This window comes from Flavobacterium collinsii (assembly GCF_902804485.1).
Lineage (GTDB): Bacteria > Bacteroidota > Bacteroidia > Flavobacteriales > Flavobacteriaceae > Flavobacterium > Flavobacterium collinsii.
The window spans coordinates 164274-187389 of sequence record NZ_CADCST010000072.1 but is presented as its reverse complement, the minus strand read 5'-3'; the positions used below and the strand labels follow the sequence as shown (position 1 = coordinate 187389).

At 35.9% G+C, this 23116-nt stretch carries 19 protein-coding genes and 1 tRNA gene; 4 read left to right on the top strand and 16 right to left on the bottom strand.

The features are described from left to right. Window positions 1-417: 417 nt before the first annotated feature. Window positions 418-2055 carry a DUF2272 domain-containing protein gene (locus tag FLA105534_RS08390; protein ID WP_173965563.1) on the top strand — a complete coding sequence of 546 codons (1638 nt, stop codon included), beginning with the start codon at window positions 418-420 and terminating at the stop codon, window positions 2053-2055. 249 nt (window positions 2056-2304) lie between these two features. On the opposite strand, the gene FLA105534_RS08385 is transcribed toward FLA105534_RS08390, so the two are convergent. The 16 genes from FLA105534_RS08385 to mraZ all read right to left on the bottom strand — a co-directional run bounded on the left by FLA105534_RS08385 (window position 2305) and on the right by mraZ (window position 20511). Then, on the bottom strand, window positions 2305-3246 hold the full coding sequence (locus FLA105534_RS08385) for an AraC family transcriptional regulator (RefSeq protein ID WP_173965562.1): 942 nt from the start codon (window positions 3244-3246) through the stop codon (window positions 2305-2307). Between the two features lie 179 nt (window positions 3247-3425). Beyond that, window positions 3426-3499, bottom strand: a tRNA-Arg gene (locus FLA105534_RS08380). Between the two features lie 74 nt (window positions 3500-3573). Next, entirely contained in the window at window positions 3574-4023 is a 450-nt protein-coding gene (locus FLA105534_RS08375) for a GatB/YqeY domain-containing protein (RefSeq protein WP_173965561.1), read from the bottom strand. Between the two features lie 205 nt (window positions 4024-4228). Beyond that, window positions 4229-6256: a cell division protein FtsZ gene (gene ftsZ / locus FLA105534_RS08370; protein ID WP_173965560.1), complete on the bottom strand. Its 2028-nt coding sequence runs from the start codon at window positions 6254-6256 to the stop codon at window positions 4229-4231. 83 nt (window positions 6257-6339) lie between these two features. Further along, complete coding sequence (gene ftsA, locus FLA105534_RS08365) at window positions 6340-7761, bottom strand: cell division protein FtsA (RefSeq protein ID WP_173965559.1); 1422 nt, start codon at window positions 7759-7761, stop codon at window positions 6340-6342. A 6-nt stretch (window positions 7762-7767) separates the two neighbouring features. Continuing rightward, entirely contained in the window at window positions 7768-8490 is a 723-nt protein-coding gene (locus FLA105534_RS08360; protein WP_173965558.1) for a cell division protein FtsQ/DivIB, read from the bottom strand. Next, complete coding sequence (murC, locus tag FLA105534_RS08355; protein ID WP_173965557.1) at window positions 8477-9826, bottom strand: UDP-N-acetylmuramate--L-alanine ligase; 1350 nt, start codon at window positions 9824-9826, stop codon at window positions 8477-8479. Before murC ends, FLA105534_RS08360 begins: the two co-directional genes overlap by 14 nt. Before the next feature lie 135 nt (window positions 9827-9961). Further along, the gene (murG, locus tag FLA105534_RS08350) at window positions 9962-11047 is read right to left on the bottom strand and encodes an undecaprenyldiphospho-muramoylpentapeptide beta-N-acetylglucosaminyltransferase (protein ID WP_173965556.1); all 1086 of its coding nucleotides are present in this window, start codon (window positions 11045-11047) and stop codon (window positions 9962-9964) included. A 95-nt stretch (window positions 11048-11142) separates the two neighbouring features. Next, a complete protein-coding gene (locus FLA105534_RS08345; protein WP_173965555.1) occupies window positions 11143-12486 on the bottom strand; it encodes an FtsW/RodA/SpoVE family cell cycle protein in 1344 nt (447 codons plus the stop codon). Between the two features lie 88 nt (window positions 12487-12574). Next, on the bottom strand, window positions 12575-13906 hold the full coding sequence (gene murD, locus FLA105534_RS08340) for a UDP-N-acetylmuramoyl-L-alanine--D-glutamate ligase (protein ID WP_173965554.1): 1332 nt from the start codon (window positions 13904-13906) through the stop codon (window positions 12575-12577). After that, window positions 13907-15142, bottom strand: a complete 1236-nt coding sequence (mraY, locus tag FLA105534_RS08335) for a phospho-N-acetylmuramoyl-pentapeptide-transferase (RefSeq protein ID WP_173965553.1) — start codon at window positions 15140-15142, stop codon at window positions 13907-13909. 115 nt (window positions 15143-15257) lie between these two features. Further along, complete coding sequence (locus FLA105534_RS08330) at window positions 15258-16721, bottom strand: UDP-N-acetylmuramoyl-L-alanyl-D-glutamate--2,6-diaminopimelate ligase (RefSeq protein WP_173965552.1); 1464 nt, start codon at window positions 16719-16721, stop codon at window positions 15258-15260. Continuing rightward, the gene (locus FLA105534_RS08325) at window positions 16718-18727 is read right to left on the bottom strand and encodes a penicillin-binding protein (RefSeq protein WP_173965551.1); all 2010 of its coding nucleotides are present in this window, start codon (window positions 18725-18727) and stop codon (window positions 16718-16720) included. Before FLA105534_RS08325 ends, FLA105534_RS08330 begins: the two co-directional genes overlap by 4 nt. Beyond that, window positions 18718-19065, bottom strand: a complete 348-nt coding sequence (locus FLA105534_RS08320) for an FtsL-like putative cell division protein (protein WP_173965550.1) — start codon at window positions 19063-19065, stop codon at window positions 18718-18720. Before FLA105534_RS08320 ends, FLA105534_RS08325 begins: the two co-directional genes overlap by 10 nt. Window positions 19066-19154: 89 nt before the next feature. Continuing rightward, the gene (gene rsmH, locus FLA105534_RS08315; protein WP_173965549.1) at window positions 19155-20063 is read right to left on the bottom strand and encodes a 16S rRNA (cytosine(1402)-N(4))-methyltransferase RsmH; all 909 of its coding nucleotides are present in this window, start codon (window positions 20061-20063) and stop codon (window positions 19155-19157) included. Beyond that, window positions 20038-20511, bottom strand: a complete 474-nt coding sequence (mraZ, locus tag FLA105534_RS08310) for a division/cell wall cluster transcriptional repressor MraZ (protein ID WP_173965548.1) — start codon at window positions 20509-20511, stop codon at window positions 20038-20040. Before mraZ ends, rsmH begins: the two co-directional genes overlap by 26 nt. 378 nt (window positions 20512-20889) lie before the next feature. On the opposite strand from mraZ, the gene FLA105534_RS08305 reads away from it, so the two are divergent. The 3 genes from FLA105534_RS08305 (at window position 20890) to FLA105534_RS08295 (ending at window position 23106) form a co-directional block, all read left to right on the top strand. Next, the gene (locus tag FLA105534_RS08305) at window positions 20890-21654 is read left to right on the top strand and encodes an alpha/beta fold hydrolase (protein ID WP_173965547.1); all 765 of its coding nucleotides are present in this window, start codon (window positions 20890-20892) and stop codon (window positions 21652-21654) included. A 42-nt stretch (window positions 21655-21696) separates the two neighbouring features. Then, window positions 21697-22317 carry a ribosome biogenesis GTP-binding protein YihA/YsxC gene (yihA, locus tag FLA105534_RS08300; protein ID WP_173965546.1) on the top strand — a complete coding sequence of 207 codons (621 nt, stop codon included), beginning with the start codon at window positions 21697-21699 and terminating at the stop codon, window positions 22315-22317. A 150-nt stretch (window positions 22318-22467) separates the two neighbouring features. Then, the gene (locus tag FLA105534_RS08295) at window positions 22468-23106 is read left to right on the top strand and encodes a hypothetical protein (protein ID WP_173965545.1); all 639 of its coding nucleotides are present in this window, start codon (window positions 22468-22470) and stop codon (window positions 23104-23106) included. Window positions 23107-23116 lie beyond the last annotated feature (10 nt).

Here is a 23116-nt window from a genome sequence, read left to right as displayed (position 1 = left end):
CGCGTTCTATTTCCTGAACAACTTGTAATTTAAAAGACATAGAGTAGTCTTTTTGTGTACGCTTTACATAGCGTATTTCTTGAGGTACTTCCATAATGATACTTTTTGTGTATCGCTATTTCAGGACTAGACAAATCAAAAAAATTAAAAAACCTGTTTCCAAACGAAACAGGTTTTTGTTTTAAGAGCCAATCCGCATCCGCTATTACTTTTCTTCGTTCTTTGTATTCTCCTTTTATATCTTACTCAAAATCAGGTATAAACACTCGTTGTAAAACGTCCTACAATTGATTAATTTTATATAAAATACTACATTTCAATTCTTTACAAGAAATATCACCCTCCTTATAAAAGAATATCCCCACGTCAACTACTTATCTACAATTCTTTTCAACGTAACTACTAAATTCAAACCATATGGCTTTTAGAGAAAAACTTATCAGTATTGCAAAAGAAGAATGGGAATTTTTCGGGATGCAGGAAATTCTCCGATACGAGAAAGACAAAAACGGTAAATCAATACCTGTTTTTGAAAAAATCGGACATCGGGAAACCGAAAACAATTATTACCAAAGAGTTGGTACCTATTGGAAAATGGGTGTAAATACAAATCTTGACGGCAAGGATGTTGACCAGCCATGGTCGGCCGCATTCATTTCGTATATCATGAAAACAGCCGGAGCCGAAAGTCGTTTTCTTTATAATGCGCAACATTCCGCTTACATCCGAAAAGCCATAATCGCCAAACAAAAAGAGGATACCGCTTATGGTTTTTGGGGGTATAGACTTTCTGACTATGTACCGGAAATTGGAGATTTAATATGTTACCTCAGAGAAGATTCTGTCGGAACTATTAATTACGACAGTACGACGAACAGTTACCCCTCTCATTCTGATCTTGTCGTAGATAAAAAAGGAAATACCTTAAAAGTGATTGGCGGTAATGTAGAGAATTCTGTAAGCTTAAAAAACGTTAAAATAGACGATAATGGCTTTTTAACAGACACTTCTAAAGCCTGGTTTGTTATTTTAAAAAACAGAATTGCTGCTCCCAATACGCCAGCTGTCCCTCCGACCACTACTACAAATGCAAAGACTTATTTAGTTACAGGCGATGGGGTACGAATACGAAAAAGTCCGGAAAAAACAACCGACAATAAAATTGGAGATTTGTTTAAAGGAGATGTTGTAAGCTATATTGAAACTTCCGGAGATAAGGAATGGGCAAAAGTAAAACACGGTGAAACAACTGGCTGGGTATCGCTCCAGTATTTGGCTCCTGTTGATGCCCCACAAAGTAATTCGGTTTATGACGACATTGCCAATATAGTTAAAGGTCTGGACGTTGTACGTTATTATTGGAAAGAGGGCCAGGGAATCGCTCCAATTGGTTACTATCAAGGTATGGCTTTAACGTATGGAAGAGTGTACTGCAAACTAAAAAAAGGGGATCCCATCGTAAAGGAAATGGCCAAAAAACCAGGCACAGATCCCAAAAAGGACTCTTTAACTCTTTACAATTCCATTTTTAAGGACAATGGCATGGATAATGACCAAAATGAAGCAGATACCCTTCGCCATGTTTTTGTGTTAATGATGGGCATGGGGATGCTTGAAAGTTCAGGAAGACATTGCGTTGGAGCGGAAAGAAACAAAAAAGGAGACATCATTAATCCTAAAGCAGAAGAAGCCGAAGCAGGATTGTTTCAAACCAGCTACAATGCGATCAGCAGTATTGGAGACCCGATGCTCAAAACGATTTATCAAAGCTATAAAGCCAATCCGGAAAATGGTTTTTTAACGTATTTTTCAAAGGGAGCTAACTGCAAGACTCAGGAAGGCTACAATTCGGGAACTGGCGAAGGTGTCGTTTTTCAGGAACTCTCTAAAAAATGCCCTGCCTTTTCAGTCGAATTTACGGCTTTGTCCCTCAGAAAAACAAGCAGACACTGGAGCACCGTAAGAGACCAACGTGCCGAAATTATAAAAGGCTGCGATGATTTATTTTTAAAAGTACAGCAGTACATTGACACCAATAACATAGAAACCCTATAAGCAACCGTACAACCAACAAAAAGATGCTCCAGAGAAAATATAACTCCACGGAGAAAAAGCATAAAAAAACGCCTTATTTTAAAGGCGTTTTGTTTTTATAAATTTTAAATATGATCCCGACGATATAGAATACGATTATAAATACTTTATTCTAAAATTAAACTGCAAACCATTACCCGTCAGAGAAAAGGAGATCCTAAATGACAATTTCATTCCATTTAATTTAAATTAATTTCATTTTTACCGGTATCATAGTAATTTTATGGGGATGTAAATATCAATAATGTGAAGGTTCTCAGGATGTAGTTTCGGATCATTTAAATGACTTAAAAAGAAATTCCTGTTGTCCGGTTGATAGCCATTTTCTTCAAACCATACTTCGTAAATATAATTCCAGGTTTTAAAACATTCAGACATTGGCGCTTCTTTATGAAAAATAGCATATAGGCCCCCGCTTATTACCGTACTGCCAATTACCCCCTCGCCCACTATTCTTTTGGGAACAGACAAACAAACATCAGCCTGAAGCTTTCCTTCTAAATTAGCATTGCTTCTGTAAACAGTTAGCGCTTTGGTTTCAGGAAAGTTTACTAAATTTCGAGGAGAAGCCCAGCTAAAAAGCTGCTTAAACATCTCTTCAAATGTTTTGCTATCATGCTTTTGAATATTGAGGTTTCGGATGTAAATAACATTAAATGCCTCTAGTTTTTTAATTTCAAAATCAAGTTTCATTGTTTCACTCATTTCAATATTTTTTAAATTATTTAATTTGAGTGCAAGGTAGTTTTCGATTTCGGACTGCATTTTTCCAATATTGCTATCTATTATACCAATATTGCTATTTTGATGTAGTTTTCGCCATTCTGTTGGCGTCATCTGTCTGACTTCGCGGAAACTTCTTGAAAAAGACGAAATGCTCAAAAAGCCGCAGTCATTGGCTATTTCGCTAATCGTTTTTGAAGGATTGTTCATTAAGAAAAATAGCGCTCTTTCTATCTTTGCGTTTTTAATAAACTCATTGATAGTCGTTCCTGTTACTGACTTGAAAATTCGATGAAAATGAAATTTTGAGAAATTAGAAAGATCAGCCAATTTCTCTAAAGAAAGCTCCTCCTGAAGGTTTTCTTTAATATAATCGATGCTTTTATTGATTCTAAAATAGTACTCTTTAACAGACTCTTCCTTTGTCATTCGTTTTGATCTATAATGGCTTCTTAACTAATAGTATTGGGATGTATGCACAAAGTTAAGAAAGTCAAACAAAACCTTTTTATTTTTTAAAGTTATCAGACCTCTTAAATTAAGATCTGTGACAAAGTTCCAGCCATAAAAAAAGCCTGAGAACATACATTCTCAGGCTTTTGTTTTAGTGACCACGGAGGGGTTCGAACCCCCAACCCTCAGAGCCGAAATCTGATATTCTATCCAGTTGAACTACGTGGTCAAAAATATTAAAATTTCAAATTCCAGTTTTAGGATTGGAACTTGGAATTTTAAATATTGGAATTTATATTGTTTTTATACCAATATTTTTTTTACAATTGCCGAAATGGTTTTCCCTTCAGCTGTTCCGCCCAATTGTGCAGTAGCCAATCCCATTACTTTACCCATTGAAGCGATTCCCGAAGCTCCAGTTTCAGCAATGATTTTTGCTATTACTGCCTCTACTTCTTCCTCACTTAACTGAGCTGGTAAAAACTTCTCGATTACTGCTACCTGAGCCAATTCCGGTTCTGCTAAATCAGGACGGTTTTGCTCGGTAAAAATTCTGGCGCTTTCTTTACGGGTTTTCACCAATCTTTGAAGCAATTTAATTTCATCGTCTTCCGTTAATTCTTCTTTAGAACCTGAAGCCGTTGCAGCCAATAACATTTCAGACTTAATCGCTCTTAATGCTTCTAATGCTACTGTATCTTTTGCTCTCATGGCGGTTTTAATCTCGTCCATGATTAGTGTCTGTAAACTCATTTTTTACTTTTATTTAAATAAGCCAGGCTTATCGATTGCTAAATTACATTTAAACTATAATGTTGTCTTCGCCCTAACGCATCATCAAGATTCACTTTAAAAACCTGTTTACGAAGTCAAATTTTAAATTCTGTGCGAAGATAAAAAAAATAACCCGAAAATTAAATCCAATTTTCGGGTTATCCTAATTATTATGATTCTAAAATTAATCTACGTTGTCGTGCAAAAACGAATTGTTGGAGCGCAATTGTAAATCATTGTTACTATCTGTTCCAACCGAAATTCTTGAATTGGTGTTATTTGATTGTGAATTAGACAAATCGATACCTAATCTTTTGTAAGCAGGCTCTTTTTCCAGTTCATCAATTCTAGACACATTATTATGGAATTTATAATTAAATTCTTTTAATTTTTTTCTTCTTTCTTCCGCTCTTAAACGTAAAGTCTCTTCGATTGTCAATTCCATCGGAGAAACATTAGCCGTTGTTGAATAATCGGCATCTGTAGCAAAATCAGGTCTTGGTTTCATGGTGATATTCAATTCCTCAGGAATTACTTCTTCTACCACTTTTTCAACCGGTTTTGAGGTCATTAAATCGTTTTCAACCTCCATGTACTCTTCTAAAGAATACTTGATGATTCCCTTATCAGAAAGTTCCGTTACCGGTACAAATGAAACCGGATCATTCACTTTAATGTTACGGGTTTCATTAGTTAATTCGAATAAGATTTTAGTTTCTTCGACAACTGGTTCTTTTCTCACTTCAGGCTCTGATCTGAAGATTGGCAAATCAAATGAGAATGTCGTTTGCTCTTCTCTTTCGAATGTTCTTTGTTGTACTTGCTGAACAGGTTTTACATCCTGAAAAACTTCTGCCTGTGGAGCTGTAATTGTAAAATCAATATCCGTTATAGGCGAAACAATTTCAAAAGTAACGTCAAGATTTTTGATAAACTCAGACATTACCACTAATTCTTCCTGATTGATAGTTGGAGCAACTGCAACCGGAGCAACTTCAAATGGAGTAACTGCAACTGGCACAACCGGAGTAGGTGTTACGGGAGCAACCGTATCTTCATCATCCATTAATTCAAAAACAATTTTTTCTTCTGATTTACTCGTTGGTGTATCGATTGTTAAATCAAAAGAAGTAACTGATTTATTTGTTAGATTATGAACGCTTCTTTGCTCATCTTCTAAGGTATGAATGATTTTCTTAGGCTCTGTATTAACGATTTCATTCTGTTGTTCAACATCAAAACCTGTCGCAATAATAGTTACAGCGATAGCATCACCAAGAGTTTCGTCTTCACCAACTCCCATGATAATATTGGCATTGTAACCTGCTTCTACCTGAATGTGATCGTTTATTTCACCGATTTCATCCAGAGTAATCTCATTTGATCCAGAAACGATAAGCAACAATACGTTTTTGGCTCCTGTAATTTTATTGTCGTTTAACAACGGAGAATCCAATGCTGAAATAATAGCTTCTTTGGCTCTGTTTTCTCCCTCGGCAACAGAAGATCCCATGATCGCTGTTCCACTATTCGAAAGAACAGTTTTAGCGTCACGTAAATCGATATTTTGAGTATAGTGGTGCGTAATTACCTCGGCAATACCTCTCGAGGCAGTTGCTAAAACTTCATCCGCTTTAGAGAATCCGGCTTTAAAACCAAGATTTCCATATACTTCTCTTAATTTATTATTGTTGATCACAATTAACGAATCGACCTGCTTACGCAATTTTTCGATTCCTAAAAGAGCCTGCTCCTGACGTACCTTCCCTTCAAACTGAAACGGAATGGTAACAATACCAACAGTTAAGATTTCTCTTTCTTTCGCCAATTGTGCAATTACCGGAGCTGCACCGGTACCTGTTCCACCACCCATACCAGCGGTAATAAATACCATCTTAGTACCACGGTCTAACATTTTCTCGATATCAGCGATACTTTCTATAGCAGACTGTTGTCCTACATCAGGATTTGCTCCTGCTCCAAGACCCTCTGTTAAGTTCATACCTAACTGAATTTTGTTTGGTACCGAACTGTTCTGCAGTGCCTGTGAATCGGTATTACAAACGATAAAATCTACGCCTTTAATACCTTGTTTAAACATATGGTTGATAGCGTTACTACCACCTCCACCTACACCTATTACTTTGATAACATTTGATTGGTTTTTTGGTAAATCAAATGAAATACTTCCAAATTCTGAGTTGCTCATCATCTTTTTGGTTTTTGAAATTCTTATTTAATACATTTTTTACTTCTTGATCTGGGGCAAAAAGTAAGTCCTTTTCTCTTATTATTTTATTCTGCGTTGTCTAAAAAATCTTTGATTTTATCGACATATCGGTCAAAAAATGATCTTCTTATTTTTGTTTCTGTAGATTCTTCCTTTGAGTTGTTGTTTCGAACTTCTCTGGTTTCTTCAATAGTTTCTACTCTTTCAACGTAGTTTTCTTCTACTTCGTATCGCTGTTGTACCGGCTGTTGTTGCTGTGGCGGTACATTTCTGTAAACCACTTTTGGCTGATCATTTACAATCTCCATTCTAACAGCACTTTGCGTACTATTTTCGATACTGTTCATTACTAAACCAACTGCGGTTGCAAATAACGGACTGGAAATTTCTTCGCTGGAATTTCCTGCCAGGTGCTCATTTGGATATCCAATTCTGGTATCCATACCAGTAATATACTCTACTAATTGTTTAATGTGTTTTAGTTGAGCACCTCCACCTGTAAGAACGATTCCGGCAATTAACTTTTTACGAGGATCTTCGTGTCCGTAAGCCTTAATCTCTGCAAAAACCTGTTCTACAATCTCCACCACACGGGCATGAATAATTTTAGACAAATTTTTAAGCGAAATTTCTTTTGGCTCTCTTCCTCTTAATCCCGGGATAGAAACAATTTCGTTGTCTTTATTTTCTCCCGGCCAGGCCGATCCGAATTTTATTTTTAAAAGCTCTGCTTGTTTTTCAATAATTGAACAGCCTTCTTTAATATCGTCTGTAATAACATTTCCTCCAAAAGGAATTACAGCGGTATGACGAATAATACCATCTTTAAAAATGGCCAAATCTGTTGTTCCGCCACCAATATCAATTAACGCTACTCCGGCTTCTTTCTCCTCCTGACTTAAAACCGCATCGGCAGAAGCCAAAGGTTCTAGTGTTAGTCCGGATAATTCGATTCCCGAACTCTGAATACATCTTCCAACATTTCTGATCGAAGAAGCCTGTCCTACCACTACGTGAAAACTGGATTCCAATCTACCACCGTACATTCCGATAGGCTCTTTAATTTCAGATTGCCCGTCAATTTTAAACTCTTGTGGCAAAACATGTATAATTTCTTCTCCCGGTAACATGGCCAGTTTATTAACCTGGTCAATCAAAAGCTGAATATCTTTTTCACCAATTACTTCTTCCGGATTATTACGGCTGATGTAATCTGTATGCTGAATACTTCTGATGTGCTGTCCGGCAATCCCCACAACCACATCCTTAATTTTATAACCTGAATTATTTTCTGCTTCAAGTATTGCTTGCTGAATCGATTGAATCGTTTGTGTGATGTTGTTTACAACTCCTCTCGCGACTCCCAAACTTTTGGATTTTCCAATACCCAAAATCTCCAGTTTACCATACTCATTCTTCTTGCCTATCATGGCAACTATTTTGGTTGTTCCAATATCTAGACCTACTGCAATGTTATCTTTTTCCATTTTCTATTATTTTGTGCAAACTACTTGTTCCGTAAACCTAAGGTCAATTTTATTGTATTTGTATAACGAACTATCTAAAACCGCTTTTTGAAAAAAGGCTTTATAGTTATTAAATTTCTTATCAACATTCATCGTTCTCCCAAAATCGATGAAGTAATTATAATTTCTATTAAACATTTTTAAGCTGCCATTAGGCATAATTTGTATTGCAATGATGTTTTTTTTCAAAAACGCATCGTCATAAATTGTGCGAAATAAAGCAGCTAAATCTTCGTTATTTTTTTTATTAATTGCCCCCGAAACAAGAGGAACTCTCGCAGTATAATTGTCTGATAAAGGCATTTTATTCCCCTCATAGTCAATATAAAAAGACTGATCACCATCATAAACTCGCGCTATTGGTGTCTTCTGTTTTACTACTGCTTTTAGAACGCCATCGATACTTACAAAAACATCTGACTTCTCAATCATGTCTTGCGCATCGAGGGTTTTCTCTATCTTATTCAAATCTAACTCATCTTTTCTAATACTGGAAGCATCTCTTTTATTTTCTATCAACAATTTATTAACCGTTTCAGGCTTCACAAAAAGCGTATTTTCTCCTACAAAAACAACCATAGATTTCTTCAGTTTTCTATCTCCATTTCGATGTTGCGCGAAAGAATATAAAAAAAGAACAAGCCCTAAAATGAGTACTAATCGAATATTTGTCCAATTAAATATTTTCATTCAGCATTTTTTTGATTGATGGAACCATTTCACCAAGATCACCAGCTCCTATTGTCACAATTATTGGCGCATCACTGGCTTTGATCTCCGCTAATAAATCATTTTTTGCAACAATTTTCTTATTCGAATTTGTCATTTTACCCAACAGCCATTCCGATGTAATCCCTTCCATTGGTAATTCACGTGCCGGATAAATATCCATTAAAAATACTTCGTCAAACTGAGACAAACTTTCAGCAAATCCATCTGCAAAATCTCTTGTTCTGCTAAACAAATGTGGCTGAAAAATCGCCAGAACTTTTCGCCCCGGATACAATTCACTAACAGCCTGATGAACAGCGTTTATCTCTGTTGGATGATGTGCATAATCATCGATATAAACTAAATTTTCAGACTTAATCTGATACGAAAAACGTCTTCTGATTCCATTGAATGAAGCAATGGCCTTTGCAATGGAGTCGGTCGGGGTGCCGAACGTTTTAGCCATTGCAATAGCCATCAGTCCATTCATTAAATTGTGCTTTCCAGGCAATCCAAAACGCAGGTCCGTCATGACTTCTGATGGTGTCTGCACGTCAAAAACATAACTTCCGTTATCAATACGAACATTAAAAGCTTTATATACTGCTTCTTCATTTATAGCACACTGAACTCCTTCAAGCGGCAGTTCTTTGGTTATAAACAAGTTATTTTTATCTTCTACTTTTGAAGCAAATTCGACAAACGAAGCTTCAATAGCATCACTGGTTCCGTAAATATCCAAATGATCTGCATCCATTGAAGTAATACAGGCAATATTAGGATGTAAGTGCAAAAACGAACGGTCAAATTCATCTGCCTCTACTACGGTTACTGTTTTTCCTTCTCCGATTAGATTCGAATTATAATTCTCTACAATTCCACCCACAAAAGCAGTGACATCTGCCCCGCTTTCATACAAAATGTGCCCTAAAATACTTGAGGTTGTAGTTTTTCCATGTGTTCCTGCTACAGCAAAACAAAACGTGTCTTTAGTGATAATCCCTAAAACTTCAGCGCGTTTTTTAACCACATAATCTCTTTCTGTAAAATAATTCCATTCAGAATGTGTTTTGGGTACAGCCGGTGTAATAATCACCAATGTATTCTCGGTATAATAGTCCTTTGGAATTAAACCAATATTATCTTCAAAATGAATATCAATACCGCTTTCAATCAACTCGCTTGTCAGCATAGATGGTGTCTTATCGTAACCGGAAACCTGTTTCCCTATATTTTTAAAATAGCGGGCCAGAGCACTCATTCCGATGCCTCCAATACCAATAAAATAGACGTTTTGTATTTGATTTAAATTCATTTCTTTTTTTGCTTTTTTATTGCTTTAAGCAATAGGCTATAGGCTATAAGCCTTCCACTTTTGTCTTTATTATTTATTCTCTTTTGCACTTTAATCTTTAGGATAAGCTTAAAGCTTAAAGCTTACTGCCTACAGCTAAATCAGCTTCACAATCTCTGCAACAATTGCCTGTGTTGCTTTTGGCATGGCCAATTTCTTAATATTTGCACTTAATTGTTTTTGCTTTCCTTCATCTTTAAGCAAAGCTTCAAAAACAATACTAAATTCATTATCTAATTCTGATTCCTTCAGTAAAATAGCTCCTTTAGCCTCTACAATAGCCTGTGCATTTTTAGTCTGATGGTCTTCGGCTACATTAGGCGACGGAATGAATATTACCGGTTTCCCTACAATACACAATTCCGAAACCGATGATGCTCCTGCACGTGAGATAATCACATCTGCAGCTGCATATACAAAATCCATTCTTTCAATAAAATCAATCACCTTAACATTTTGCTGATTGTACTTTTTATATTCTTCAAAATATAATTTTCCACATTGCCAGATTACCTGAACATCTTGTGAAAGAATTTTTTGCAATTCTTTTTCAATTAATTGATTGATTCTTCTCGCTCCTAAGCTCCCACCTAAAACCAACAATGTCTTTTTATTCGGATCTAAACCATAAAAAGCAATTGCTTCCGCACGTTTGCTCTCGATGTCAATCAAATCCTGGCGAACCGGATTCCCGGTCAGAACGATTTTATCTTTTGGAAAAAAACGTTCCAAATTTTCGTAGGCTACACAAATTGCATTTGCTTTTTTACTCAGCAATTTATTTGTAATTCCCGGAAACGAATTCTGCTCCTGAACAACTGTTGGAATTCCAGCCGATCCAGCTGCCTGCAGTAAAGGTCCGCTGGCAAAACCTCCTGTACCAATCACCACATTTGGCTTAAACTGTTTTATAATTCGTCTTGACTCCAGCAAACTTGTTGCCAGTTTTAACGGAAACATCAAATTTTGTAATGTCAGCTTTCTTTGCAAACCTGCAATCCAAAGCCCTTTAATTTCGTAACCTGCCTGAGGTACTTTCTGCATTTCCATTTTATCTTTGGCACCTACAAAAAGAAACTCAGCATCAGGAAATTGCAATTTTAATTCATTTGCAATAGCAATTGCAGGATAGATATGCCCACCTGTACCACCACCACTTAATATGAATTTATATTTTGTCATATTTTTTTTAGTTACGAGTTGTGAGTTATGAATTGTGAGTTCTCTCCATACTTCTCAACCTATTTCTCAATTCTCTTTCTTCCATTATCTTTCCTCTATTCTCTATTCTCTATTCTCTCAGCTCTATACTTATTTAAAACTGCATTCATCGGATTTCTTGAATTGTCTTCAATCGAATACGATCCTTCTTCTTCATATATCTTTTCATCTGCAGGCAAATCTTCTTCTGCTAATTCTTTATCAATTAACCTCTGAAGCGCTTCTCTCCTTCTTTCTTTTTCTTCCTGCTCTTCAGCGATTTCTTCTTCTTTCTTCGTTACACTAATGATGATCCCAAGAGAAAAACAAGTCATCCAAATCGAACTACCTCCACTACTAATCAATGGAAGCGTTTGTCCTGTTACCGGCAACAGCTCTACCGCAACAGCCATATTAATCATTGCCTGAAAAATCATCGGGAACCCGAGTCCGACGACGACGAGCTTTCCAAACAGCGTATTGGCTTTATGCGAGGCTATCACAAATCGGAACAATAACAATAAGTACAAAACCAAAATCGACACTCCACCCACTAAACCATATTCTTCTACAATAATCGCATAGATAAAATCGGAAGAAGACTGTGGTAAAAAGTTTTTCTGAACACTTTTTCCCGGTCCTAAACCTCCCAGTTTTCCAGATGCTATTGCGATTTTTGCTTTTTCAATCTGATAATCATCTTCATCCGGTTTATCAGTGGTAAAATTTTCTATACGACTTCCCCAGGTACTTACCCTGCTAAAGAATCTCGAATCCGGAAACGCTTTCGCCACCAAAAGGAAGAACGCAAACATTGCAATTCCCGAACCAATGATAAAACCAATATATTTTAATGGATACTTTCCAATAAATGTCAGCATAATTACCATCGCAAAAATCAACGCCGTAGTCGAAAAATTCGCAGGTAAAATAAGTGCCAACGTAATAAAAACCGGCAACCAAAGTTGTATTAAAGAAGCCTGAAATGGCTCGCTCTCATCTCTGGTTTTCGACAGATATCGTGCCACAAATATGAATAATATACTGGCAGCCAATGTCGACGTCTGAAACGTAATTCCTATAAAAGGAACCTGAATCCAACGACTTGCGTTTGCACCTGCAATAACAGTACCTTTTAATAAAGTATAAAGCAATAAAAACCAAACAATAGGCAACGCAATTTTTGATATCGCTCTGAAATAATGATACGGCACACGATGTACCCAATAAATAATCAGAAAACCAATACAAACATGAGCCAGATGTTTCACCAAATACCCTAAGGTGTTTCCGGTCCCATGACCTATATACGCCAGATTACTACTCGCACTAAAAACAGGCATAAACGAAAACAATGCCAATAAAGCCACGAATGACCATATTACCCTGTCTCCTTTTAATTTGTTCACCAGCTCTTTCATAATCTTTTGTTTCAGGTTTATTTTGTTTCAGGTTTCATGTTTTAGGCATCGAACTTGAAACCTGAAACATAAAACTATAAACTATCTTTTATAAATTGTGCACCGCTTGCTTAAACTGTCTACCTCTGTCTTCGTAGCTTTCAAATAAATCAAAACTTGCACAGGCAGGAGACAATAAAACAGTATCACCTTTTTCTGTTAAACGCTGTGCTGTTTTTACAGCATCGTTCATATTATTTACTTCGACCATGATATCCACCACATTTCCGAAAGCATTGATGATTTTATGATTATCAATTCCAAGGCAAATGATAGCTTTTACTTTTTCACGAACTAACGACATCAATTCGTTATAATCGTTTCCTTTATCAACTCCACCTACGATCCAAACTGTTGGAACATTCATGCTGTCTAACGCAAAGAAAGTAGCATTAACATTTGTGGCTTTCGAATCGTTGATGTATTGTACATTCTGAATTTTAAGTACTTTTTCTAAACGGTGTTCAACACCTTGAAAATTAGATAAACTTTCGCGAATTGTTGCATTTCTTATTTGCATCAACTTCGCTACAGAGCTTGCTGCCATTGCGTTCTTCATGTTATGTTTTCCTTCTAACGCAATGTGTTCTGTTTCCATTGTAAACTCTTCTTGGTTGATCTTTATTTCCATTTTGTTGTTATTTATAGAAGCCCCTTCACCTAATTTTTCAGTCAATGAAAAAGGAATTAATTTTGCTTTTGTTTTGTTGTTCTTCAACCATCCTGCAATCGCCTCATCATCTGCGTCATAAATCAAATAATCACTCTCGGTCTGATTCATCGTTATTCTAAACTTCGAATTGATATAGTTCTCATATTTATATTCATATCGGTCTAAATGATCCGGACTAATATTGGTTATAATGGCTATATCGGGCCTGTAATCTATAATTCCGTCAAGCTGAAAACTGCTCAGCTCAAGCACATAGGCATCGTATTTATTCTCAGCAACCTGCCAGGCAAAACTTTTACCTATGTTTCCACCCAGACCTACATTCAAACCTGCCGACTTCAGTAAATAATGTGTCAACATCGTTGTGGTAGTTTTACCGTTACTACCTGTAATCCCAATAGTCAATGCTTCTGTAAAAGGTTTTGCAAATTCGATTTCAGAAATCACTTTTATTCCGGCTGCTACCAGTTTTTTTACGATGGGAGATTTCTCCGGAATCCCTGGACTTTTCATCACCACATCGGCATTTAAAATCAGGTCTTCTGTATGCTGTTCTTCTTCCCAGGCAATTTTATTAATGATAAGAACTTCTTTGTAACTTTCTTTTATCTTTCCAAAATCCGATACAAAAACATCGTATCCTTTTTTCTTTCCGAGAATAGCAGTACCTACACCACTTTCTCCTCCACCTAAAACTACCAATCTCATCTATCTTAATTTTAAAGTAACGATTGATAATATGGCTAACATGATGGCAACAATCCAAAATCGGGTTACGATTTTACTCTCATGATATCCCTTCTTCTGATAATGATGGTGTAATGGCGACATCAGAAAAATTCTACGGCCCTCACCGAAACGCTTTTTGGTAAATTTGAAATAACTCACCTGCAGAACAACAGAGAAATTTTCTACCAAAAAGATTCCACATAATAACGGAATCAATAGTTCCTTACGAACTGCAATTGCCAAAACCGCAATAATTCCTCCAATAGTCAAACTTCCCGTATCCCCCATAAAAACAGAAGCCGGATAAGAGTTGTACCAAAGAAACCCAATTAACGCCCCCACAAATGCAGAAATAAAAACCGTCATCTCTCCTGAGTTCGGGATATACATGATATTCAGATAATTTGAAAAAATGATATTTCCCGAAAGGAATGTGAATATCCCCAGTGCCAGAACCGAAACTGCCGAAGTTCCTGCGGCGAGCCCATCAATACCGTCTGTTAAATTTGCACCGTTTGAAACTGCTGTGATAATAAAAATTACAACCGGTATAAAAATTAACCAAGCCCATTTTTCATATCCTTCACCTGTCCACGCTAAGATTTCAGCATAGTCGAATTCGTTATTTTTCACAAAAGGAATTGTGGTAGCCGTTGACTTTTCTTCAACAGGTGCCGGCAAAACTACCGTTGTATTATTACCTGACGCTTTAAAAATATCTGTTCTTCCTGTATCTGTTCTAACCGTTACAGCAGGATTAAAATAAAGCACAGATCCCACTATAATACCTAAACCAACCTGTCCAATAACTTTAAAGATTCCTTTAAGTCCTTGCTTGTCTTTTTTGAATATTTTGATGTAATCGTCTACAAAACCAATTGTTCCCATCCAAAGTGTGGTCACAATAAGCAATACAATATAAATATTATGCAAACGAGCAAACAACAAAACCGGTACGAGCGTCGCAAAAATGATAATCAGTCCCCCCATTGTCGGAGTTCCTGCTTTTTCATTCTGACCTGCAAGACCTAACTCTCTAACCGTTTCACCAACTTGCTGATTACGCAAAAAGTTTATAATTCTTTTTCCGTAAATCGTTGATAAAAGCAATGAAAGCATCAATGCTAAAGCCGATCTGAAAGTGATGTACTGAAAAACTCCCGTTCCTGGCACATCTAATGTTTTGTCTAAATATTCAAATAAATAGTATAGCATATTTCTCTATTTTTTAAATTCCGATTTTGAATTAAATTCCAATTTTTAAATCCCAAATTCCAACATTAAATTGGGTTTTGGGTTTTGGAATTTCCATTTTGGAATTTCCCTTATATTATTTCCCTAATTGTTCTAAAATTTCTTTTACCGTTTCCATGTCGTCAAAATGATGACGTACTCCATTTATCTCCTGATAAGTTTCATGTCCTTTACCGGCAATTAAGATAATATCATTGGACTGTGCCAATTGACAAGCTGTTTTAATAGCCTGTTTTCTATCGGAAATTCTCAATATCTTTTTATAATTATGAGCCTCAACCCCTTTTTCCATTTCATCTAAAATCACTTCAGGATCTTCGTTTCTTGGATTGTCCGAGGTTAAAATTGCCTTATCACTAAGATCTGTAGCAATTTTTGCCATAATTGGTCTTTTCGTTTTATCTCTATTTCCACCACAACCTACAACTGTAATCAGCTGTTCGTTTTTGGTACGGATATCGTTAATTGTCTTTAAAACATTATCCAAAGCATCCGGCGTGTGGGCATAATCTACAATCGCTGTGATGTTTCCTTCTGAAACAATATACTGAAAACGTCCCGAAACACTTTCTAAATCAGACAGTAAGCGCAACGCTTCAAGACTATCCATTCCTAATTCTACAGCTGTACCGTAAATTGCCAGAACGTTGTAAGCATTAAAAGTTCCTATTAGTTTTACCCAAACTTCATTATCATTTACTTTCAACAATAAACCCGACAATTGGCTTTCCAGAATCTGTGCTTTAAAGTCGGCATATGATTTTAAAGCATAAGTAAATTTTCTGGCAACCGTATTCTGCAACATCACAGTTCCGTTTTTATCATCAATGTTTGATAAAACAAAAGCTGTTTTTGGCAACGAATCAAAAAACGATTTTTTCACATCCCTGTATTCTGCAAACGTAGCATGATAATCCAAATGATCGTGTGACAAATTCGTAAAAATACCACCAACAAAATGCAATGCTTCAGTTCGTTTTTGGTGAATTCCATGTGAACTTACTTCCATAAAACAATGCGTAACTCCAGCCTCGATCATTTCGTTCAGATAATGATTGATTGTAATAGAATCCGGAGTGGTATGCGTTGCTTTATATTCCGTTTCATCTACCATTATTTTTACAGTTGACAGTAAACCAACTTTAAAACCTGCCTTCTGAAACAACTGAAACAATAATGACGCGATGGTTGTTTTTCCGTTTGTACCGGTAACTCCAACTAATTTTAATTTTTCGGACGGATCTCCAAAGTAATTAGCCGCCATAAAAGCCAAAGCCGTATTGGTGTCCTTTACTTTAATATAGGTAATTCCTTTTTCGATATTTTCAGGCAGCGTATCACAAATAATCGCAATGGCCCCCAATTGAATCGCTTTATCAATATAATCGTGGCCATCTGAAAGTGATCCGCGAATAGCTACAAAAACATCATTTGCCTCAATTTTTCTCGAGTCAAAATCAATTTTATGGATATCGATTTCTGTTGAACCTGTTACTGATTCAATCGCTACTTTGTATAATATGTCTTTCAGTATTTTCACGATAATTCTAATACTATAATTGCGTTTTTACTAATGTTTTGTCCCGGTTGAATAGACTGTTTTTTCACCTTTCCTACTCCAATAACCCTTACTTTTAAATTAAGGTTTTCTAACAATGCAACAGCATCCATTCCCGGCATTCCTTTTAAATCCGGAACCTGATTTAATTTTTTATTTGCTTCTGCCGTATACTTGTTATAACTGTTGTCTTGTTTTGGAATCCTTGAATCCAGTCTTTTTATTTTATTTGTTGAGGGCGCGTCTGTAAATATTTTCTGAGCGATTCTTTTAAAAACAGGTCCCGAAACATCTGCACCATAATAATTATTTTTTGATGTATTAGGCTTATGCACTACTACTATACAGGAATATTTAGGATGTTCGGCCGGAAAATATCCCACAAAAGAAGACGCATAATATAACGCAGACTTTCCTTCTTTACCTCCATAATTAACCTGTGCTGTTCCGGTTTTTCCTGCCATCGAAAAATCTTTCGAATACAACTTAGAGCCAGTTCCCTTTTTCACCACATTGAGCAATACTGCTCTTACTTTATTAATGGTTTCCTGCGAACATACTTTCGGATTGATTACTTCTACATCAAACTTCTTAATCGTTTTGTTCCATTCTTTAATTTCCGAAACAAACTGTGGCTTAACCATCACTCCATTGTTTGCAACTGCATTGTAAAGCGCCAGTGTTTGCATTGGTGTTACCGAAACTCCGTAACCAAAAGCCATCCACGGAAGCGAAACTCCTGACCAATGCTTGTCCCCTGGTTGTGGAATATAAGGCCTTCCTTCTCCCTTAAAATGCAATCCTAATGTTTTATTTAATCCGTACGAGTTAATATGATTTACAAACTTTGAAGGATCACTTTTATAATTGTCATAAACTGCCTGAACCATTACCGTATTCGACGAAAGTTCGAATCCGCGTGCTAATGAAATTTTTCCGTAACCTCCTCTATGAGAATCCTGAACTACACGTCCGTAATATCTCACCACTCCTCCATGACTATCATAAACCGTACTTGTATCGGCCACTTTATCTTCTAAAATCGCCATTAAATCAACCAGTTTAAAAGTCGATCCCGGCTCATGCGACTCGGCTATAGCGTAATTTGTGGTTTCATAATACGATCCGTCTTCCGCTCTTCCTAAATTTGAAATCGCTTTGACATGCCCTGTTTCAGTCTCCATCACCACTACACAACCATGATCTGCCTCATATTCTTCCAACTGTTTCAGTAAAGCATGGTGCGCGATATCCTGAATAAAAACATCAATAGTCGAAATGACATCAAAACCATCCTGTGGGTCAACTTCATTAACATCACGAATAGGTTTCCACTGTCCTTTTGCAATTTTTTGTTTTAAAATTTTACCGTCTTTACCGTTTAAATAACTTTTGTAAGCCCATTCAATCCCTTTACCTACTTCGATTCCGGTTGCCGGATCAATACGGTCGTAACCAATGGTTCTTTCCGCAATTTTCCCTATCGGGTGTTTTCTTACCGTTTCCTGTTCAATAATAATCCCTCCTTTAAAAGCTCCTAAATTGAATAAAGGAAAGCCTTTTATCTTCACGTATTCGGTATAGCTCAAATTACGGGCAATCAAATAATAACGGTTTTTATTTGCTCTTGCTTTTCTTAATTCCTGCTCATAATATCCTCCTGGTCTATCTAAAACAGTTGCTAATGAATCGGATAATGCTTTTACATATTTCTCAAAAGTCTCCGTTTTTGGAGCTTTAGCATCAAATCTAATTTCATAATTAGGAATTGATGTCGCCAGCAAACTTCCGTCAGCCGAATAGATATTTCCTTTGTTTGCCGGAATTACAAAATTTCTAACCGTACGCTGTTTCGCCAGTTTTCTGTAATAATCTCCTTCAACCCATTGAATATTGGTTAACTTAACGACAATAGCAATTGCCATCACAAAGATGAAAACTGCTACGAGGTAAATTCTGTAGGATATATGTTTATCTTCTACTGCCATATTCTTTTAAAGAAACTTTTTTCTTCTTCTTTTTTAACTTCTATTTTAACCGGAGGAACCGTTGATGGAAAAATTTCCTTTTCAAGCATTTTATCCGATATCGTGGATTCCATTTTTAACTTCATCAATTCTGAACGACGGTCTACAAATTCAGATCGCAATTCTTTTACTTCGTTGTTCAGTTTTGCAATTTCAAAAACCTTCTGTTCGTAACGCTGTGTATTTGCAATCATCAAAATTGCAAGCAGAATAATAAAAACAATGAAACGCCAGTTTTTTACTGCATCATCATTGATCAGAAATCTTGCTTTTAATATATCAAATACACCACTTTTCATTTTTTCTACCTATATATATTATACTAGTCTGTTTGATTGTTGAACCGTTTATGATTTCAAATCACATTTCACAACCAACATCTCACAAACTATATCTTCTCAGCAATCCTTAATTTTGCACTTCGTGCTCTGTTGTTGATTTTGATCTCAGCATCGTCCGGTACGATGAGTTTTCCTATTGTTTTAAATGGTACTGAAAAGTTTCCGTAAAAATCTCTTTCCGGCTCTCCTTCAAACATTCCGTTTTTGATAAATCTCTTTACCAGTCTGTCTTCTAAAGAATGATAAGAGATTACTGAAAATCTTCCTCCCGGATTTAAAATTTCCAACGACTGCTCGATAAACTCTTTCAAAACATCCATTTCCTGATTTACCTCAATTCGAATTGCCTGATAGATTTGAGCTAATATTTTATTACGAACTCTTTCCGGTAAATATTTTGCCAGAACTTCTTTCAATTCATCTGTCGTTTTGATCGGATAACCTTGTCTTGCTTCTACAATTGTTCTCGCTAAAACCGGAGCATTTTTCAACTCCCCATAATCAAAAAAAACACGACGTAAATCCTGTTCCTCATATTCGTTAACTACCCGATAAGCATTTAAATCATTTTTCTGACTCATCCGCATATCCAACTCAGCATCAAATCTTGTCGAGAAACCTCTTTCCGGAACATCAAACTGATGTGATGAAACACCCAAATCAGCCAAAATTCCATCTACTCCTTTAACACCATGAAAACGCAGAAATCTTTTTATGAATCTAAAATTCTCATTAATTAAGGTAAACCGTTCATCTGGTAATGCATTTGCAAGTGCATCTTCATCCTGATCAAAAGCAAATAATTTTCCGTTTGGCCCTAATCGTCTCAAAATTTCTTTTGAATGCCCCCCGCCTCCAAACGTAACATCTACATAAATGCCATCAGGTTTAATATTTAAACCATCAACTGTAGGATGAAGCAAAACCGGATTATGATATTCCATTGTCGTCGTCATTAATATTTCCCATTACTTCTTCGGCCAGATCTGCAAAATCCATATCTTCGCCGCTTATTGATTTTTCATATAAATCCTTATCCCAAATCTCCACAATATTAACCGCAGATGAAAAAACCACATCTTTAGAAATACCTGAAAAAGTCACCAAATCTTTTGGAACCAATAATCTCCCCAATGCATCAATCTCTACCACTTTAACACCCGCAGTAAATCTTCGAATGAAATCATTGTTCTTTTTTACAAAGCGATTCAGCTTGTTGATTTTTTGCATCATCAGGTCCCACTCGTCCATTGGATACAATTCTAAACACTGTTGAAAAACGGAGCGCTTCAAAACGAATCCGTTTTGAAGAGAGGAAGTCAGCTGCTTTTTCAAGGGCGCAGGCAACATTAGCCTCCCCTTAGCATCGACTTTACACTCATATGTTCCGACAATTGTGTTCAAGAAAAATTCATTAATATGTTATAGGACAAAAATATAAAAAATATTACCACATTTTACCACTATGTACCACTTTGTTAATAAGTTTAACCACTTTCCTCCCACTTTGCTTAACCCATAGATAATCAATACATTAACTTATTATTAACGAATCATCAATTACACTAATCATTCAAAAAAATTACGCGCTATTTTTCTTAAAAATTTAGCTATTATGCTGGTTTCTTAACATTTAGAAAATCGATCAAAAACACCCATTTCAACTGATTTTTAATCACTTAGAAATCATACTGAAATTATCTAGTTAAAAAACGGTGGCAAAAATTCATTTTTATTTATTAAACCCTATATTTGTCCAAATTGAAATTGGCATTAAATTAAATGGACAAACACTACAAAAAAGAAGGCAAATACAGCTATTATGAAGCTGGAGAAGGAACTCCTATCGTTATTTTACATGGCTTAATGGGAGGCCTTAGTAACTTTGATGCTGTAGCCGAATATTTTCCAACAAAAGGATACAAAGTTGTAATCCCGGATTTGCCAATATACACTCAAAGCATTTTAAAAACGAACGTAAAAAGCTTTGCCAAGTATGTAAAAGACTTTATTACTTTTAAAGGCTTTGATCACGTTATCTTGCTGGGCAATTCTTTAGGCGGTCACATTGCACTTTACCATACAAAGCTCTATCCTGAAAAAGTCGCAGGACTAGTAATAACAGGAAGCTCAGGACTTTACGAAAGCGCAATGGGAGACAGCTACCCAAAAAGAGGTGATTACGAATACATCAAAAAGAAAGCTGAAGATGTTTTTTACGACCCTGCAATTGCAACACCGGAGCTTATTGACGAAGTGTATGCAACTGTTAATGACCGTATCAAACTGATCAAAACTCTGACGATTGCCAAGAGCGCCATTCGTCATAATATGGCCAAAGATTTACCAAAAATGACAACAGAAACCTGTATCATTTGGGGCAAAAATGACGCCGTTACTCCCCCAAATGTTGCCGAAGAATTTGATAAATTATTGCCTAATTCAACTTTGTACTGGATAGACAAATGTGGACACGCTGCTATGATGGAACACCCTCAGGAATTCAACAAAATTCTGGAAGAATGGCTCGTTAAAAAGAATTTATAGCATCTAACTTTCGACTTTTAGGAGGTTTTAAAAACAAAAAACATGAAAATTAATACCGCCGAATTCATTGTCAGCAATTCTGAAGTATCAAAATGCCCGCAGGAATTTTTACCAGAATATGCTTTTATCGGAAGATCAAACGTAGGTAAATCCTCTTTGATCAACATGCTTACCAATCATAAAAATTTAGCAAAAACATCAGGGCGACCTGGAAAAACACAGTTAATTAATCACTTCAAGATTAACAACAATTGGTTTTTAGTCGATTTACCGGGCTATGGTTACGCTAAAGTGTCCAAGAAAACAAAATCAGTTTTCCAGCAATTTATCACGGATTATTTCGAAACCAGAGAGCAATTAGTTTGTGCTTTTGTTTTGATTGATATTCGCCATGAAGCGCAAAAAATTGATATCGAATTCATGTCTTATATGGGAGAAAGTGAAATTCCGTTTTGCATCATCTTTACCAAAGCAGATAAAATCAGCAAAGTAAAAATTGATTCTCATATCGCAGCTTATAAAAAACAAATGTTTGCCAATAACTGGGCCGAAATGCCTCAATATTTCGTAACCTCATCTACGGAGGCCACTGGAAAAGAAGAACTTTTATCCTATATCGACGAAGTAAATCAGGAAGTTTTCAAAAACAACTCAGGATTTTAAATTGCAATAGGAAAATTCCAAATTCCAAAATAATCAATAAAAAAATCCCAAATTCCAATTGTTAAAACCTGGAATTTGGGATTTTTATTTTAAAGGAAAAACTTACGAAATATTTTTGACTTATATTTGAATCCAAATCAATTATACCCTATGAATAATTTTAAATCAATATGTTTCGTACTTTACATTGTTCCTTTCCTCTTTTTATTTTCCTGTCAGTCATCTCATTATATGTTTACCACAGGACAAAGAATCGGAGTTGATTTTACTTCTGGAAAATGGCTTTTAAATGAATTAGATTGTCCAAAAAACTCTAAAGACAACTTAACCGAGAAATCTTTAGAATTCTTCAAAAAGAGGCTAGATGATCGGATTTTATATATTCATGATGTTAATGGATTGCTCGTAACCCGAAAAATCAATCTAAACCCTAATCGTTTAAAGCTAAAAGAATTAAAAGATGGAACTGGTTTTGATTTCTTTATCAATATTTCCACAAAAAAAGACAGAAGCGACTTATCTTCAATAGAACTTTATCAAGATGAATACTCCACTAAAAAAAATGAAGCTTCAGTAACCTTAGAGATATACGATTTAAATTTACAGCAAATTATTTACTCCCAAAAAGTTATTGGCATAACCAACAAAGGGAACACAAAATCTATGTGGGAAACCGAAAAATCAAGTAAACTTATAGACAATATAACGTTTTATAAAAATTCAGACCTCTTAATGACAGGAGCTTTAAAACGAATTTTTAAAGATTTAAAAAAACGATCTGTCAAATAAAAACAGGTAA

Excerpts from the sequence above, each read along its gene's own strand:
- FLA105534_RS08390 (WP_173965563.1), top strand. The coding sequence starts at position 418 with ATGGCTTTTAGAGAAAAACTTATCAGTATTGCAAAAGAAGAATGGGAA.
- FLA105534_RS08385 (WP_173965562.1), bottom strand. The coding sequence starts at position 3,246 with ATGACAAAGGAAGAGTCTGTTAAAGAGTACTATTTTAGAATCAATAAA.
- FLA105534_RS08375 (WP_173965561.1), bottom strand. The coding sequence starts at position 4,023 with ATGAGTTTACAGACACTAATCATGGACGAGATTAAAACCGCCATGAGA.
- ftsZ (WP_173965560.1), bottom strand. The coding sequence starts at position 6,256 with ATGATGAGCAACTCAGAATTTGGAAGTATTTCATTTGATTTACCAAAA.
- ftsA (WP_173965559.1), bottom strand. The coding sequence starts at position 7,761 with ATGGAAAAAGATAACATTGCAGTAGGTCTAGATATTGGAACAACCAAA.
- FLA105534_RS08360 (WP_173965558.1), bottom strand. The coding sequence starts at position 8,490 with ATGAAAATATTTAATTGGACAAATATTCGATTAGTACTCATTTTAGGG.
- murC (WP_173965557.1), bottom strand. The coding sequence starts at position 9,826 with ATGAATTTAAATCAAATACAAAACGTCTATTTTATTGGTATTGGAGGC.
- murG (WP_173965556.1), bottom strand. The coding sequence starts at position 11,047 with ATGACAAAATATAAATTCATATTAAGTGGTGGTGGTACAGGTGGGCAT.
- FLA105534_RS08345 (WP_173965555.1), bottom strand. The coding sequence starts at position 12,486 with ATGAAAGAGCTGGTGAACAAATTAAAAGGAGACAGGGTAATATGGTCA.
- murD (WP_173965554.1), bottom strand. The coding sequence starts at position 13,906 with ATGAGATTGGTAGTTTTAGGTGGAGGAGAAAGTGGTGTAGGTACTGCT.
- mraY (WP_173965553.1), bottom strand. The coding sequence starts at position 15,142 with ATGCTATACTATTTATTTGAATATTTAGACAAAACATTAGATGTGCCA.
- FLA105534_RS08325 (WP_173965551.1), bottom strand. The coding sequence starts at position 18,727 with ATGGCAGTAGAAGATAAACATATATCCTACAGAATTTACCTCGTAGCA.
- FLA105534_RS08320 (WP_173965550.1), bottom strand. The coding sequence starts at position 19,065 with ATGAAAAGTGGTGTATTTGATATATTAAAAGCAAGATTTCTGATCAAT.
- rsmH (WP_173965549.1), bottom strand. The coding sequence starts at position 20,063 with ATGACGACGACAATGGAATATCATAATCCGGTTTTGCTTCATCCTACA.
- FLA105534_RS08305 (WP_173965547.1), top strand. The coding sequence starts at position 20,890 with ATGGACAAACACTACAAAAAAGAAGGCAAATACAGCTATTATGAAGCT.
- yihA (WP_173965546.1), top strand. The coding sequence starts at position 21,697 with ATGAAAATTAATACCGCCGAATTCATTGTCAGCAATTCTGAAGTATCA.
- FLA105534_RS08295 (WP_173965545.1), top strand. The coding sequence starts at position 22,468 with ATGAATAATTTTAAATCAATATGTTTCGTACTTTACATTGTTCCTTTC.